The organism is Sunxiuqinia sp. A32, assembly GCF_052690465.1.
In genome coordinates this window covers 36,192-51,851 of sequence record NZ_JBQYLI010000013.1, presented here as the reverse complement: position 1 = coordinate 51,851, position 15,660 = coordinate 36,192, and the positions used below count along the sequence as shown (strand labels likewise).

Here is a 15,660-nt window from a genome sequence, read left to right as displayed (position 1 = left end):
GTGACAAACTGTCTGTTTGCCTTTTCTTTTAAAATCGCATCAGTCTATGTCAATAGCCATGCCAAAGGTCATTTTGTCTTAAAAGCGTCTAAAAGGAACTGATTGTTCAAACACCTTTTGCAAAATATCCTGATCTATAATGGTGAGTTCTTTTCCTCGTCGTGCCATTACCTTTTTCGCTGTAAAAAAAACAGATTTAAGCAGATGAGTTTTATACCCTCCGGCACCACCATCAGCAAAGGATGGAACAAACTGCCTCGGGAAATTAGCTCCATGGATATTACACCCTACTCCAACAACAGTTCCTGTATTAAACATGGTATTGATGCCAGCTTTTGAATGGTCGCCCATAATTAACCCGCTAAACTGCAGGCCTGTTTGCACAAATCGTCTATCAGCATATGACCAAACCTTTACTTTGTCATAGGTATTTTTGAGGTTAGACACATTCGTACCAGCACCAAGGTTACACCATTCACCCAAAACTGAATGACCTAAAAAACCATCATGCCCTTTATTGGAATACCCCTCGATAACCGACTGATTTATTTCGCCTCCAACCTTTGAAAAAGGCCCAACAGTTGTTGCACCATAAATTTTGCTTCCCATGTTCACTACCGAATGATCCAGCAACGCAAATGGTCCTCTAACCAATGAACCTTCCATTATTTCTGCGTTTCTACCTATATAGACAGGCCCAGCACTTGCGTTGATACTTGAAAATTCAATTTTGGCACCTTCCTCCACAAAAATATTTTCAGGATTTGCCAAATGATTGGATGTATTGATATTTTGTGATTTTCGTCCTTTTGTAAGCAATTCAAAATCCAGCTTTAATTGAGCCCCATTGTTCTCGTGAATATCCCATGGAAACTGGATGAAAGTAACTTCATGTTCGAGTTCATTCCAACTCAAATCGACTTCATCAATATTCATGGTTGCAACCTTATCTGCAGATACAATTGCCGCAACAAACTTCCCATTCGCCTGAAGCCCTTCTCCCAACTCTAGCTTTAACACTTCACCTACTAATTCATCACTAGCACAGACTGTTGAATTGACTAATAAATTTTGACTTTCGACATGACAAGGGAATTTACTTTGCAAATACTCTTCTGTTTTCCAGGAGTAATTGCCAGTAATTCTTTTTTTCCACTTTTCCCTTAAAGTTAGAATCCCAATCCGCAATTCAGAGGCTGGTTTTGTATAGGTAAGAGGAAGTAAACTCTGGTGATTGTTCCCGTCAACTAAAATTAAATTCATGGAAGCAAATTTGTCGAAAATGTAAAGAAAAAAAAAGCTCCGCAAAACGGAGCTTTTAAATATATCGTAAAGATCTAATTACTTCTTACGGTTATCCATGTGTTTTTTATAACGATTCATGAACTTATCTACACGTCCAGCGGTATCAACAAGTTTCATTTTACCAGTATAGAATGGATGAGAACTGCTTGAAATTTCAACTTTCATTACAGGATATTCCACGCCGTCAACAACCTCGGTTTCTTTTGTATTAACAGTTGACTTAGTCAAATAAACTTGTCCATTTGACATGTCTTTAAACGCAACTAAGCGATAATTTTCTGGATGTATTTCTTTTTTCATTGCTGATCTCTTTTTCAACATTATTTCAATCGGGTTGCAAAGATAAATATACTTGCGTAATTTCCAAAGAATTTCATTTATTTATTCGTCTTTTTCACTCCCAATTATTGGAGCTCTTTTGTATGGTTTACTTTGGTCAAATAAATAACGCATGGTATAGTGGGTTTTCACATGCTTTCCGCCAACCGACTCATAAAGTGAAACAATTTTAGGATTAAAATCTCCGGCCCACGATAATTCCACCTCTGTATATTGAGGTTTCTTTTTCATCAATTTATCCTGATGCCAAAAAATGGCCGATTCAATTCCTGACTTCTGGAATTTTGGGATCACCCCCATAATTAAGATACGAGTTCTGTTAATTACCTTTTTCTTCTTATAATACAAGAATTTTAAGGTATTGATAAAATTCAACTTACCATTCAGTTTTTGCAGAATTTGATTAATATCCGGAATCATCACAAACAAAGCAATTGGCTCATCTTCGTGATAGGCAAACCAAATCATTTCAGGATCAAGAACTGCTTTTGAATCTTTTAAGAAATCACGCAAATCCTGCGGGTCTAGTGGCTTAAAGTGCTCATGAAAGCGCCATGCTTCATCATATATATAGCAGAAATCTTTTATGAATTGGTCCGTATCGTCGTAATTAAAATGCTTAAAGCTATATCCCGGCTTTTGTGCTACCCAACCAGCTATCTTCCAAAAACGTTCAGGAAAAGGAACCGAATAATCCAAGTGATAACTAAACTGTTTGAAATATAACTGAAATCCATAGTTCTCAAATAACTTCTGGTAGTATGGTGGATTATAAGGCATTCCATATCCCTGGGGCATAAAACCATCAACCAAAAGCCCCCAGTTCATATAATTCTCTCCAAAATTAACCGGCCCGTCCATCGCTTCCATTCCCCGCTCTGCCAACCAATTTTTTGCTGTATCAAACAGCAATTTCGAAACCGACTCATCATCAATACACTCATAATACCCACAGCCACCGGTTGGTTGCTCAAATGTTTTTGCTTTATCATAATTGATAAAAGCTGCAATTCTGCCAATTGGTTGCCCCTGATTATCCGTAATTACCCAACGTTCAGCTTCACCGTGCTTAAATGATGGGTTTTTATCCGGGCTAAAAGTATTTTCAATCATCCCCTGAATAGGAGCAGCCCAATTCGAATCATTTTTATAAATGATATGTGGTAATTGGTGAAAAAGCTTTATTGTTTCTGAGTTGTTTACTTTGTTTAATTGCATGGTTACGTTTAAGTTTTGCGGTGTAATATACAACATTTAAAAGTTGAAATCTATGACTTTCTATCAATCCTCAATAATTGGAGAACGATGGAATTCTTTTTCCCTGTCGAATAAATAGCGCAATGTTAGGTGAGTCTTTTCATGTTTGCCACCAACTGCTTTAAAAATAGAAATCATTTTTGGATTGAAATCACCTACCCAACTCAACTCCATTTCATTGTACCAGTCCTTTTTCAACAGAACCTGTCGAAGTTGGTAAAAAATTGCTGACTCAATACCTGACTTCTGAAACTTTGGAACGACTCCCATCACCAAAACCCGACAACGACTAATTACCTTTCTCTTTTTGAGATAAATTAGCTTCAACAATTTCAGCAAATTCAATTTACCGTTTCTGAAGTGTTTGAACAGTTGGTTTAAATCAGGAACCATCATAAAAAAAGCAATTGGCTTACCATCATGGTAAACAAACCAGATGAATTCTTCTTCAATCATCATCTTCGACTGCTTGATCATATCCTTTATTTCCTTGGGATCAATCTTCTTAAAATTATCATGTTTCTTCCAAGCCAGTTCGTAAATCTCGATAAAATCATCAATTAATTCATCTTGTTCTTTCAGGGTAAATTGCCTAAAACTATACCCCGGCTTTTTAGAAGTCCATTCCGCTATTTTCCAAAATCGTTCCGGTAAGTCTGGGCTGGTGATATTTAAGTGGTAGCTATATTGTTCGTAATAAGTTTTAAAGCCGTAATTTTCAAAAAGAGCATGGTAATATGGTGGATTATAATTCATTCCAAACCCTTGCTGCACAAAACCATCAACAAGAAGTCCCCAGTTAAAAAAGTTTTCACCAATATTAATTGGGCCATCAGCAGCTTCCATTCCCACTTTTTTGAGCCAACCACAAGCAGTATCAAATAATAAATTCGCCGACTCCTGATCATCAATGCATTCAAAAAAGCCAATACCACCAGTTGGTTGATCAAAGCTATTTGCATACGCATCTACAACAAATGCTGCTATTCTACCAACAATCTTTCCATCTTTTTCGATTAACCAGCGAGAGGCCTTTCCATTCTTTAATGTATTATTTTTTTGCGTGTCAAACAGAGGTTCTACCATCATCCGCAATGGCGGAACCCAGCAATCATCATTCTTATAGATGAAATACGGAAGTTTGTGAAATGCGTTGATGGTCTTTCTGTCTCCTACTTCAATAAGATTCATAGAAATAGTTTTCAAAAGTTGTCCTCGAAAGTAGTTTTTTTAAGTATAAAATAAAAACAGGGGCAAAACCCCTGTGACATATGAAAATATGTTATGAATTTAAAATTAATCGCGACTTGCCAATTTTGACAACAAGCGTAAAATTTCAAGATATAACCATACCAAGGTTACCATTAAGCCGAATGCTCCGTACCATTCCATAAATTTCGGAGCGCCGGAAGATGCCCCTCTTTCAATGAAATCAAAATCAAGGATTAAATTCAAAGCTGCAATGACAACGACCACCAAGCTAAATCCTATCCCCAGAGTACTATTTCCATATAGAAAATTAAAACTAGCTCCGAAAAAACTAGCAATAAAGCTTACAAAATATATTAAAGCAATACCTCCGGTGGCAGCAAGAATACCCATTCGAAACTTCCCCGTAGCTCTTATTTTCCCTGAGCGATACAAGAATAAAAGGATAAAAAACACCCCAAATGTCAAAGCTACCGCGCGTATTACCAGACCTGGATACATCGCTTCAAAAAAGGCTGAAATGCCACCTAAAAATAAACCTTCAAATACAGCATAAATAGGCGCAGTTATTGCGGATCGCCGGGGACTAAAAACCGTTATTATTGCAGTTATAAAGCCACCGATACCTCCTCCTAAAATCCACGGTCCAACTACTGAAAAAGCATTCTCCGGAGATGAAAAATCATACGCTCCAAAAAACTTCCTCCAGGTAAACAATGCTGCAAAAACTAATATCAACAGCATAAGCCCGGTTTTATTTACAGTTCCTTCAATCGTCATTCTATCTTCTTGAACACCGACTTGCGCGCGCTCAAAAACAGCCTTTCCGAAAGCCGGATTCGATGATTTTGTCAAATTCATATTCTTCAATTTTTAATGTAAAAAGTATAGACACGTTTATCAAACTTGTCTGGGATAATCAACAATCCTGCCACAAAAAAAGTCTGACAAAATTTCAAATAAATGTTAAGGCACACGGCTAAAGCTACAATTCAGCAATATCTTCCAGTAATATTTCAGCGAGCTTTCTGGGTTGAGTCTCCTCCAGATCTTTCACTAATTCAAGAAACTTAATGCATGATTCCTTTAGTTGATCGCTACGGTTTGCCATAATCAAAAGTGATCGGTAGAGAATTTGCCCCAGTGCAGGATCTTTTGTTAGTGGCAGAATCACCTCGAAAAATGGCTCAAACATATCATCAATGGCCTTTTTATCAACCATAGCCAAACGCCCCATTAAGTGAACACCGGTATGTCGAACTAAATGCTTTTTACCACGGCACCATTCCAATGCCTTTACAAATGCGAATTTTGAATACGCGTATAAATTGGCAACCGACTGCTCTGCAATTTCACTGGTTTCAAAACTTTTTGTCCAAAAATCCATCTGTTCTTCTGTCAGCTTATCGGGCTCATCAAGCAACGTTGCTAAAATCATTGTTTCTCGCCATTGCTTGTTCCATAATTTTAACGCCAGTAAATGATTCCTCTCGTAGCTTTTAGCCAATTCACGCAATGAAATAACAGACGCACCCCAGCTTATTTTATAAACCATGCCCATCGATTTCATTTGAGCAACAGTTTCGCCATTCTTTAGTCCCCTAATTCTTGCTAAAATCTCACGAAATTGCTTTTCAACCTCAGGATTATCAATAAGTATTTCCATCTCAATAAATTACAAACTCAACTATATAAAACACGAAAAACAAAAGTAGCGAATAGATCAAGTGCCAGAAAATATTTTGATACTTAGTTATCGGAATGTTAAGATACCTCTGCACGCCCGCAATTAAAAATCCCTTTTCAAACAAGTAGGCAAGCACTGTAGCAAAAGCCACACCTTTAATTCCCCATACAGAAACAAACCACAAACTCAACGAAACATTAATCACCAATTCTAAAAATGAAGCCCATGCTATGATTGAAGTCTTTTTCAACCCAACCAAAATAGTTTGCGGGAATAATAACCGACTTGTTATGAGCAGTAAATACACGTTAAAAATGGTTGCACTCTCTTCAAATTGAGTATTAAAAATAATTGGGAAAAGAAAATGAGAAAGCATTAACAAAAGAGCAGAAACCGGAAATAGATACCTCGCCATTTTCAAGGACTCACTTCGTATTTTCTGCAATAATTCCGGCAATCGATTTTTAAATGAAAATTCTGGCAACATAGCGAAGCTAAATGCATTCGCCAATAACAAAACTAATGGTAATTCTCTGGCTCCAAATCGAAATACGGCAAAAGTAGCTTCATCAAATTGAGAAGTAACTATAAAACCATCAACATATTGAGCGGAACCACTTAAAAGCGTAGATAGGATTAACGGAAAAGATAACAAAAGAAGCTCCTTGACGTATGGTATTGATATCTTTAGATTTCTATGGTTTAACATTAAAAAAACCAAATACACATATCGAAGGAAAGCACTAAAAAGCAATCCGTACAAGCTATATTCAATAGGTTTTCCGAGCACTGCTGGAATCACAACGGCAAAGAATAAGACAATAAAATTGATTACCCCGTATTTAATGATTTTACTTGCGTGATCTCGAATAAGAAAATAATACTCAATCAGATTAGCGGGAATACTGAAAAACAAATAAGCCAACAACAACAGCAGATAGCGTATTTGCAAATCCGAAACAGAAACAATTACAGACAGCCCATTTATCAAATAAAGCATCAAAATTGTCATCAAAGTGAATATGCTAATCACCAAAAATGAATTAAAAACGACATTGTGAGCTTCGATTTCTTTTTCTTTGGAAAGTGCCAGCATTCCTTTTATTAATCCGTTTAACCAAAAAAAGCTGACAGCACCCGAAAGAAACAAGAATAGTTCATACGCCCCAATATCACTCACTCCCAAACTTGTTTTAGTGAAGACCACACCAATAAAAATATAAGTGGTATATCTAAACAATTGGAATAATTGCAAGGAAGAAATATTGGATAATTTCATTTTCATCTCGTAAATCTACAAATAAACACAAGTCTAATTTATCTCAATACCATCTTTTATTTTAACACGATCCCTCATAAAATTAAACTCAACACTAGATTTATGCTTTGCTAATTCAGCAAAAGAAACTAGCATAAATAAAAAATGGAGGAAGCTCCATGCTTCCTCCATTATGTTTTTTATCAATCGACTCTTCTATTTATTACTTATTTTGATAAAATCTCTTTGTGATTTCATCAAATTCATTGAATGAAGAATCAGATTTTTTGTTTCAGTCACAATATTCAAGAACAAGATTGAATTCTTAGTATTCACTTCTTTATTCTTAATTCGCTTAATTTGAGACTTCTCAATCAGCGTAAGGCGCTCAAGAAGATTATCCCTCTGTAAAAATAAATCATCAAGCTTTTCATACTGATCTTCTTTTACCAAATGCAGTGCTAAATTGAAAAACTCATCCAATTGTGAGCTAAGATCTTTAAGCTCTTTAATCTGTGCTTTTATGAACGGTTTATGATGATTCTCCAAGTGATTATGCATTGGCTCAACAAGGAAATTCAGCGAATGCATCACTTCTCTTTGATAATCGACAATTTGCACATAACAGTGACCGCTATCCATCGATTCCTGCTGTAGCTTTTGAATAATTGTAAATACTCTTTCTTTCGCTTTCCTTGTTTTCTTATTAAACGCCTTATTCATATCCATGCATTCCTTCAAACTGGAACGACTTTCCTGAATAAAACTCTCTATTCCGACAGAATATATCTGATTTGCATTAATAATTGTGTTTACGACCTGCTTTTTCGTTTTCTCAATTATCTTCTCTGACTCATCTTGGCTTTCCTTCTCCTCTTCTTCTTTTTCTTTCGCACGCTTTTTGAAAACAATGTAAGTTCTTCCAACCATAAGAATGGCTACAAGCACAAATACAAAAATCATAAACTTGCCACTAACAACAATTATCCAGGCTATTACAGCTGCAACTGAAAATGCAACTAGTGCAGTTAAAAACCAACCACCAATCACAGCAAAAACACCAGATACTCTATAAACAGCACTTTCACGATCCCAAGCCCTATCTGCTAATGACGTTCCCATAGCCACCATGAAAGTCACGTAAGTTGTCGATAACGGAAGCTTTAAAGAAGTACCAATTGAGATAAGAATACTTGCAACAACCAAATTTACAGATGCTCTAATCTTATCGAAAGCAGGTTTTTCGCTATCAGAAATATCTTGAACTTCCTTATTTTCTTCAAAACGTTCATCCAATTTAGTAACAACAGCGTTAGGAAGTATTTTTCTAAAGTTCTTATTTATTTTCACTGTTGACCTTACAATTGCTCTTGAAAGAACTGACGATCCAAAACGCTCATCACCTTCACCCTGGCGTGATAAATCAACCGTAGTAGCAACAACTGATCGTGCTTTTTTTGAAGCTATCAGCGTAATTATCATTATCAACCCAGCAATAACCAACATGTACGATGGTGTTGGAACTTTTCCAGCCAATACCCCCATCTCGAATGAGTCGGGCGACATCGCACCATTAGCAGTCCAATTATTAAATGATGCAAATCCAGCGAGAGGAACTCCAATGAAGTTTACCAAGTCATTACCAGCAAAAGCCATGGCCAGACCAAAAGTACCAACCAAAACAATCACTTTAGGAATGTCAATTTTAAATACCCAGTAGAGTATTTGAAGTAAAATTGTCCATCCAATAAAGCTGTAAATCAAAATTGAAATCATATTTGTTTTCAACAACTCTACAGTTTCCTTTGACATGAAAGAAGCTCCTTTTGCTCCCTTAATAATCATGAAGTAGGTCATTGCAGCAATAGCCAATCCCCCAAATATCGCCCCATAGAACTTTAGAGTTTTATGTTGACGAAACGAAAAGACAATCCTCGAAATATATTGAACGATAGCACCTACAATAAATGCTATAAATACAGAAAGCAAGATCCCTGAAATAATAGCCAAGGCCTTACTGGAATTAATGTATTGTGAAAGTTCTGCTAATGAATGTCCCATACGACTGATCTTCACTACTGAAACTGCAACCGCAGAACCCAATAATTCAAATACGATGGAAACAGTTGTTGATGTGGGCATTCCCAATGTGTTAAACAAATCCAGTAGGATTACATCTGTTATCATCACTGCCAGGAAGATGATCATGATCTCTGAAAAGAAAAACATGTCAGGATGAAAAATACCCTTACGTGCAACTTCCATCATCCCACTGGAGAACGTTGCACCAACAAGAACACCGAGGCTGGCCACTGTAAAGATCAACCACTTTGGGGCAGCTTTTGAACCAATTGCGGAATTTAAAAAGTTTACCGCATCGTTACTTACACCAACCACCAAATCGGATATGGCTAATGCAAATAGGATTACTACTAAAATAAGGTAGAATTGTTCCATCATATACTTTTAAGATTAACGGCCGCTAAAGTAATAGCTCACACCGATCTAAAGTATTAAAAAATTGTTAACTAACCATCATTATACCGTTAATGAATTTGACCGACAATTTTTACTATTTTTAAACCGACAAAAAAATCAGTATGAAAACGTATTCTCCAAAAAGGCTAGCGATATATCTGGCCCAACTACTAACAATATTAAGCGTAGCATTTATTATTTTCTTCCTATGGATTGACACAACATTTTATTTCTACCTTATATTGATCGCTGTCTACTTTGGCTTGGTCTTTTTCATCATGAATTTTGTTTTGAATAAATATGTCAACGATAAAATTGATCCACTTTACAAAATAATCAGACAAATCCCTGTCAAGGAAAAAAAGAAGAAATCAAAGCCCACGAAGCAAAAAAACATCATTGCTGACACTAGCTTCGACGTGGAGGAATGGGCAAAAAATCAAACACAGGAAATTGCACGCCTGAAAGATATGGAGCGTTACCGTAAAGAATTTGTAGGAAATGTTTCACACGAATTAAAAACTCCAATTTTTAATATCCAAGGGTATATATTAACGCTCCTTGAAGGAGGTATTGACGATCCAAAAATTAACAAACTCTATCTAAAACGTACTGAAAAAAGTATCGACCGGATGATTTCAATTGTGGAAGATTTGGAATCAATCAACAAATTGGAGTCGGGTGAGATGAAGTTGAATTTTGAAGAAATTGATCTCACAAAAATGGTCGAAGAAGTCATAGACATGGAAATGTTAATGGCCAATGAACGTAAAATTCGATTGCAGTTTGACAAACCTGAAAAGCTTGTCAAAGTTAAAGCGGACAAAAAGCGTATCATGGAAGTACTTACCAATTTGGTTGCAAATGGCATTAAGTATGGGCAACGCAAAGGATATGTAAAAATCTCCTTTTATGATTTACACGACAATATCATGGTGGAAGTCACTGACAATGGGATTGGTATTGAGAAAGAAAATCTTCCCCGAATATTTGAAAGATTCTATCGGGTTGACAAATCCAGATCGCGCGAACAGGGAGGGACAGGCCTCGGACTATCCATTGTAAAGCATATTATTGAGGCCCACGAGCAAACAATCAATGTTAAATCAGTGGTGGATGAAGGAACAACTTTTACCTTTACACTTGAAAAAGCCAAATGAAAATGGTAATTTCCCTGTGAATTCAATATTAAAAAATATTTAACATTCCTTTTAAGCTATTAAACTACTTTAGCAGGTGTTAATATAACCGATATGAGTGATAATAAATACAAGATTCTTTTGGTAGATGATGAAGTCGATATTCTAGAGTTCATTAGTTATAACCTCGAAAAAGAAGGTTACAAAGTTTACACAGCACAAAATGGAGTCGAAGCAATTAAAGTTGCTGAAAAGAAAACTCCGGATTTAATTATCCTTGACGTTATGATGCCCGAAATGGATGGCATTGCAGCATGTGAAGAAATCCGAAAAATACCTTCATTACAAAATGCAATCATAGCATTCCTCACAGCTCGTGGTGAAGACTATTCACAAATTGCAGGTTTTGAAGCTGGTGCTGATGACTATATAACCAAACCTATTCGTCCAAAAGTATTAGTAAGTCGTGTAAAAGCGTTGCTAAAAAGAAGTGGAAGCACAACAACTGCAACGACTACAACACCAGAAAGTAGCAATATAATTTCCATCGGTGATTTAATCATTGATAAAGAAAGATACCTGATCAAAAAAGATAATCAGGAAATGATTCTCCCCCGAAAAGAATTTGAATTACTTTCCCTGCTTGTTTCAAAACCTGGCAAAGTTTTTACTCGCGAAGAAATTTACTATTCAGTATGGGGTGATAATGTGGTAGTTGGCGATCGTACAATTGACGTTCACATCCGTAAACTTCGGGAAAAAATTGGAAATGACCACATCAAAACTTTAAAAGGAATCGGTTACAAATTTGTTGATTAAGCGTAATCCATATTTCAAGGCAATATTTTGTAATTCTTTCTGTATTTTTGCTTAAAATCATAGGTAATGAAGACCAAATACATTGTACTAATCTTGATCATTGCTATTGCAGCGTGTGAATCAAAAAAAGATAAAGTTGTAGACCTCGAAATAGATGTGGCTCCTCAAGACACTGTTCAGGTTGTTGAATCCACACCACAACCTGAGCCGGTAGTCGAAATTGTTGATGAAGGAGTAAATCAGGATGATCGCTATTTTCTCATTATAGATTCGTACACGGTTAAAGAATTTGCAGAATCTTGGAATAAAAAATACAGGGATCAGGGATTCAAATCTGATTTGGTGATGAAAAATGAAGATGGCTATTATCGTTTAGCACTGAAATCTTTTGACGACCTGAAACTTGCAGAAGAAGCACTTGCCAAGCTTCAAAAAGACACTGAGTATGAAAATGTCTGGATAATGGTTAAATAAAAATCAACACCAGGTAATTCACCGCAAATCCGAGAAAATAACCAGCGTATATTTGCAACGCATTGTGTTTGTTTAAATGCAAACGCGATGTTCCAACCAATCCTGCAATAATAATTAATACCCCAATCAATAAGGAAGTATTGATTCCCATTCGAAAGGAAAGGGCTAATATTGCACCGGTTAGTCCGCCAATTCCAGCCATATGATTGCTAATTTTCCATTTCATTGAAATTAGCATCAAAAGAACAATAATAAGAATGGTGGAAATAAGAAAAATTCGATAGACAGGATAGACAGGAGCCTTTCCCAGAAAGTAGTATCCCAGGAAATAATAAACAGAACTGAATAGCAATGGAAGCACCCGATCGGTGCTTTTATTCATTTGGCTATCAAACTTCGGACTCATTGACAGCAAGAACAGACTAATTGAAGGCAATAAACAGGTGCTCAAGAAAATTATTAAAAAGATAAATTTTTTGACTTCAAATGACATCAAAGAAAAATAAAATCCCGAGTTCATCAACAGGAGATAACCAAAGGTCGGCACTAATAAGGGATGAAAAGCAACTGATAAACTTTTGGCTATCGCCTCTTTTGTATTCATAATTCTATAATTCTTTTCTCAATCGTGCAACTGGAACTCCAAGTTGCTCACGATATTTTGCAACAGTTCTTCTTGCTATTGGGTAAGACTTTTCTTTTAATATTTGTGCCAATTTCTCATCTGTGAGTGGCTTACGTTTGTCCTCATTGTCAATACATTCCTCAAGTATTTTTTTGATTTCTCTGGTTGAAACTTCCTCTCCGTTGTCTTTTTGCATTCCTTCGGAGAAAAAGTACTTCAGTGGAAATATACCAAAATGAGTCTGGATGTATTTGCTATTTGAAACCCTTGAAATGGTTGAAATATCTAAGCCTGTTCTGTCGGCGATATCCTTTAGAATCATTGGTTTCAGCTTGGTCTCATCTCCCTCTTTAAAATATTCCTTTTGCAAGTCAATGATCTCCGACATGGTAACTAGCAAGGTATGATGACGTTGACGAATTGCATCGATAAACCATTTTGCTGAGTCCAGCTTTTGCTTTACAAAAACCATTGCATCCTTTTGGTCCCTCGATATGTTTTTCTTATTCATAGTATACGATTTCAACATATCAAGATAGGTTCCATTCATTTTCAAATCAGGAACATTTCGCTGATTAAGAGACAATTGAAGCTCCCCATCAATATTGTCAAGAATAAAATCAGGCACAATAACCTGATTCCCTTTACTCATTGGGTTACTATATGAGCTACCCGGTTTAGGATTTAATTTTAAAATCTCGGCAATAGCCTCTTTTAGCTCCTGTTCTGTAATATCGTGTTTGTGAATGATCTTATCGTAATGCTTTTTCGTGAATTCTTCGAAATTTTCAGCAATTATTCTCGCGGCCAAACAAGTCGTATCTGTTCCTTTCTTACGTTGAATCTGAAGCGTTAAACATTCCTGAAGGTCACGAGCTCCAACGCCCGGAGGATCAAAATCCTGAATAATTTCCAGAATTTCATTAAGCTCCTCCTCACTCACATTCATATTCATTGAGAAAGCAAGATCGTCACTTATCGCGAACAAATCACGACGCAAATAACCATCTTCATCAATATTTCCAATAATATATTCGGCTAGTTGTTTCTGAGTTTCATTTAACTCAGCTAAACCTAATTGTTCCTGAAGAAACTCATGAAAGCTAACACCGCTGGAAAAAGGGATATCTATCTGTTTATCGTCTTTCGAGTAATTATTGGAAGAAAGGCGGTAGTTCGGTACATCATCATCATCCATGTAATCCTCCAGGGAGAATTCATCACTCTCGTTGTCATTTGAAGAATCACGCTCATCATCGTCACTCTCTGCCACATCACCTGCCATTTCAAGAACAGGGTTTTCCTCCAACTCCTTTTTAATTCTTTGCTCAAGCTGCATAGTGGGTATCTCCAAAAGCTTGATCACCTGAATTTGTTGCGGTGAAAGCTTTTGAAGCAATTTCTGCTGTAAGCTGAGTTTCTGTGATGGCATACTATCTAAGTTTCTCCAAAATTAAAATTTTTATGCGAACAGAATACTTTAATTTACCAAAAAGAGGATACAATGTATCATACATAAAATTAAAGTGAACTTCCTTAGTTGTGAGATAACCTGAGTAAGTCGAGTCTGAATTATATCCTGAGAAACTAAATTGAATTTTCGCTTTTCAAAAAAAAAGCCCCTCAAATAAGTCAGGAAAAGCTTATTCTGCTTTGAAGATTAAACCTTTCTGATTTGTGTTTCTTTTTCTCTTTTTCTTAAAAAAAGGAAGATAATAAATACGGTCATACTTCATTTTAGGTCGAAAAATGTAAAATGAAGCCCCGAATGAAATGCCAATGAAGTCGGAAACAGATGGTGCAACTATTGACACCAAATTGTCTGAACTAATATACGCCTGCCCCGAATTCCACTTATAAAATATCCCAAGTGGAATATTAATAAATGAATTTCCATAAGCAGAATAGCCTGAAACCAACGTAAAACGCTTATCTAATCTATAATTTGCAGTTAAGGCAAGACTATTGTAGCTTAACTCTCCATATTTTACAAGTCTGTCCACAAGCCCAAGATGCAAGCTAGAATTCACATGATAGTTGGTGCCAACATAAAACGAGGCAGGTATTGCTCCTGAATATTTCGCATCACTAACCTCCGGTACTCCAAACAAATCAGAAATATCATCTTCCAGAGAAACATCAGTATTCCGTTTAGAGATAATATTAACTCCATCAACGCTCGATACCAAAACATCACTAGGGTCCAACTCATACGCACCATTAAAAACCATCTTATGCAAGTTATTGTTCCATTTAATATTTCCGAGATCAATAACACTTGCTGATACTTCCCAATATGGATTTATCATATATTTCGCCCCCAAATCAAAGGCAATACCAGTATTTTTAGCATTCATCACATAATCAACCATCGACTGGGTAGCAAACGGATCCAAACGAACAAACTGACCATTTGAGTCTGTAATCCGCTTGGCAGGTACTGAAATATCTAATGTCCCTTGGGAAACAACATAGAAATTGCCCTCGCTTTCAACAGCAGATGCAGCTACCTGTGAAGAAATAAAAGATTTCCCAAATAACAATTTTGCTCTGGCTCCTATTGAAAATTTGTCCTCGACAATTTCTTTTGAATAACCCAAACTATATTCCCGAAAATGAATAGCCTCGGCCGGAAATTCCTGAACAAAATCAAGTCTGGTGGACAGGTCAACACTATTCATTAAAAATTTTGAAAGTTCACCTTTAAAATCAACCATTAATCGAACGTGATCTTTAATTACGAAGCTAAACGAGCCAAAATCATCATGATATCCAAAGTTTAACAAAGCGGCTTCTCCGTGTTGATAAAACAGCCGTTTATTCACCATACTTTTAAAAATATCCTTCATTCCTTCATTGATCTCGTCAAAGAACAGCAGGTCCGAAACTTTTCTCAATGCCTCTTGATCATTTAAACTAGCACTCATCCCAGCCAATGGGAAAATGCTGAAGGTGAATTTTTCGTCTGAAGATAAAAAAGCCGGATTATAATTGGATGAATTAAAAAGCTCATGCGTGTTATACATCACCAAACTTGATTGGGATTTCCCAATTGAGTATGACAATAGAA

At 36.3% G+C, this 15,660-nt stretch carries 14 protein-coding genes; 3 read left to right on the top strand and 11 right to left on the bottom strand.

What is annotated here, in order from left to right; translation table 11 throughout:
• Positions 1-78: 78 nt before the first annotated feature.
• The 8 genes from ACUNWD_RS13835 to ACUNWD_RS13800 form a co-directional block, all read right to left on the bottom strand.
• A complete protein-coding gene (locus ACUNWD_RS13835) occupies positions 79-1,263 on the bottom strand; it encodes a GlmU family protein (protein ID WP_445588415.1) in 1,185 nt (394 codons plus the stop codon).
• A gap of 78 nt (positions 1,264-1,341) precedes the next feature.
• The gene (locus tag ACUNWD_RS13830; protein ID WP_445588414.1) at positions 1,342-1,626 is read right to left on the bottom strand and encodes a type B 50S ribosomal protein L31; all 285 of its coding nucleotides are present in this window, start codon (positions 1,624-1,626) and stop codon (positions 1,342-1,344) included.
• Positions 1,627-1,686: 60 nt separating this feature from the next.
• Positions 1,687-2,862, bottom strand: a complete 1,176-nt coding sequence (locus ACUNWD_RS13825) for a GNAT family N-acetyltransferase (RefSeq protein WP_445588413.1) — start codon at positions 2,860-2,862, stop codon at positions 1,687-1,689.
• 63 nt (positions 2,863-2,925) lie between these two features.
• Complete coding sequence (locus ACUNWD_RS13820) at positions 2,926-4,092, bottom strand: GNAT family N-acetyltransferase (RefSeq protein WP_445588412.1); 1,167 nt, start codon at positions 4,090-4,092, stop codon at positions 2,926-2,928.
• A 105-nt stretch (positions 4,093-4,197) separates the two neighbouring features.
• Positions 4,198-4,971 (bottom strand): Bax inhibitor-1/YccA family protein, encoded by a 774-nt coding sequence (locus ACUNWD_RS13815; RefSeq protein WP_445588411.1) that lies wholly within the window; start codon positions 4,969-4,971, stop codon positions 4,198-4,200.
• Between the two features lie 124 nt (positions 4,972-5,095).
• Positions 5,096-5,776 (bottom strand): DNA alkylation repair protein, encoded by a 681-nt coding sequence (locus ACUNWD_RS13810; protein WP_445588410.1) that lies wholly within the window; start codon positions 5,774-5,776, stop codon positions 5,096-5,098.
• Position 5,777: 1 nt separating this feature from the next.
• Entirely contained in the window at positions 5,778-7,082 is a 1,305-nt protein-coding gene (locus ACUNWD_RS13805) for an oligosaccharide flippase family protein (RefSeq protein WP_445588409.1), read from the bottom strand.
• Between the two features lie 189 nt (positions 7,083-7,271).
• Positions 7,272-9,515: an inorganic phosphate transporter gene (locus ACUNWD_RS13800; protein ID WP_445588408.1), complete on the bottom strand. Its 2,244-nt coding sequence runs from the start codon at positions 9,513-9,515 to the stop codon at positions 7,272-7,274.
• Positions 9,516-9,655: 140 nt separating this feature from the next.
• Here ACUNWD_RS13800 and ACUNWD_RS13795 point away from each other — a divergent pair, with 140 nt between their 5' ends.
• The 3 genes from ACUNWD_RS13795 (at position 9,656) to ACUNWD_RS13785 (ending at position 11,965) form a co-directional block, all read left to right on the top strand.
• Positions 9,656-10,693 carry a sensor histidine kinase gene (locus ACUNWD_RS13795; protein ID WP_445588407.1) on the top strand — a complete coding sequence of 346 codons (1,038 nt, stop codon included), beginning with the start codon at positions 9,656-9,658 and terminating at the stop codon, positions 10,691-10,693.
• A gap of 93 nt (positions 10,694-10,786) precedes the next feature.
• Positions 10,787-11,491: a response regulator transcription factor gene (locus ACUNWD_RS13790; RefSeq protein WP_445588406.1), complete on the top strand. Its 705-nt coding sequence runs from the start codon at positions 10,787-10,789 to the stop codon at positions 11,489-11,491.
• 66 nt (positions 11,492-11,557) lie between these two features.
• Positions 11,558-11,965: an SPOR domain-containing protein gene (locus ACUNWD_RS13785; protein ID WP_445588405.1), complete on the top strand. Its 408-nt coding sequence runs from the start codon at positions 11,558-11,560 to the stop codon at positions 11,963-11,965.
• Here the strand turns inward: ACUNWD_RS13785 and ACUNWD_RS13780 are convergent.
• From ACUNWD_RS13780 to ACUNWD_RS13770, 3 genes are all read right to left on the bottom strand, one after another.
• The gene (locus ACUNWD_RS13780) at positions 11,958-12,347 is read right to left on the bottom strand and encodes a phosphatase PAP2 family protein (RefSeq protein WP_445588404.1); all 390 of its coding nucleotides are present in this window, start codon (positions 12,345-12,347) and stop codon (positions 11,958-11,960) included. The two genes, ACUNWD_RS13785 and ACUNWD_RS13780, sit on opposite strands and share 8 nt — an antisense overlap.
• A 226-nt stretch (positions 12,348-12,573) precedes the next feature.
• Positions 12,574-14,022, bottom strand: a complete 1,449-nt coding sequence (rpoN, locus tag ACUNWD_RS13775; RefSeq protein WP_445588403.1) for an RNA polymerase factor sigma-54 — start codon at positions 14,020-14,022, stop codon at positions 12,574-12,576.
• 211 nt (positions 14,023-14,233) lie between these two features.
• On the bottom strand, positions 14,234-15,616 hold the full coding sequence (locus ACUNWD_RS13770; RefSeq protein WP_445588402.1) for a DUF5723 family protein: 1,383 nt from the start codon (positions 15,614-15,616) through the stop codon (positions 14,234-14,236).
• Between the last annotated feature and the right edge of the window lie 44 nt (positions 15,617-15,660).

Bases quoted from the DNA above. Each gene is read 5' to 3' on its own strand.
- ACUNWD_RS13835 (WP_445588415.1), bottom strand. From the start codon at position 1,263: ATGAATTTAATTTTAGTTGACGGGAACAATCACCAGAGTTTACTTCCT.
- ACUNWD_RS13830 (WP_445588414.1), bottom strand. From the start codon at position 1,626: ATGTTGAAAAAGAGATCAGCAATGAAAAAAGAAATACATCCAGAAAAT.
- ACUNWD_RS13825 (WP_445588413.1), bottom strand. From the start codon at position 2,862: ATGCAATTAAACAAAGTAAACAACTCAGAAACAATAAAGCTTTTTCAC.
- ACUNWD_RS13820 (WP_445588412.1), bottom strand. From the start codon at position 4,092: ATGAATCTTATTGAAGTAGGAGACAGAAAGACCATCAACGCATTTCAC.
- ACUNWD_RS13815 (WP_445588411.1), bottom strand. From the start codon at position 4,971: ATGAATTTGACAAAATCATCGAATCCGGCTTTCGGAAAGGCTGTTTTT.
- ACUNWD_RS13810 (WP_445588410.1), bottom strand. From the start codon at position 5,776: ATGGAAATACTTATTGATAATCCTGAGGTTGAAAAGCAATTTCGTGAG.
- ACUNWD_RS13805 (WP_445588409.1), bottom strand. From the start codon at position 7,082: ATGAAAATGAAATTATCCAATATTTCTTCCTTGCAATTATTCCAATTG.
- ACUNWD_RS13800 (WP_445588408.1), bottom strand. From the start codon at position 9,515: ATGATGGAACAATTCTACCTTATTTTAGTAGTAATCCTATTTGCATTA.
- ACUNWD_RS13795 (WP_445588407.1), top strand. From the start codon at position 9,656: ATGAAAACGTATTCTCCAAAAAGGCTAGCGATATATCTGGCCCAACTA.
- ACUNWD_RS13790 (WP_445588406.1), top strand. From the start codon at position 10,787: ATGAGTGATAATAAATACAAGATTCTTTTGGTAGATGATGAAGTCGAT.
- ACUNWD_RS13785 (WP_445588405.1), top strand. From the start codon at position 11,558: ATGAAGACCAAATACATTGTACTAATCTTGATCATTGCTATTGCAGCG.
- ACUNWD_RS13780 (WP_445588404.1), bottom strand. From the start codon at position 12,347: ATGAATAAAAGCACCGATCGGGTGCTTCCATTGCTATTCAGTTCTGTT.
- rpoN (WP_445588403.1), bottom strand. From the start codon at position 14,022: ATGCCATCACAGAAACTCAGCTTACAGCAGAAATTGCTTCAAAAGCTT.
- ACUNWD_RS13770 (WP_445588402.1), bottom strand. From the start codon at position 15,616: ATGTATAACACGCATGAGCTTTTTAATTCATCCAATTATAATCCGGCT.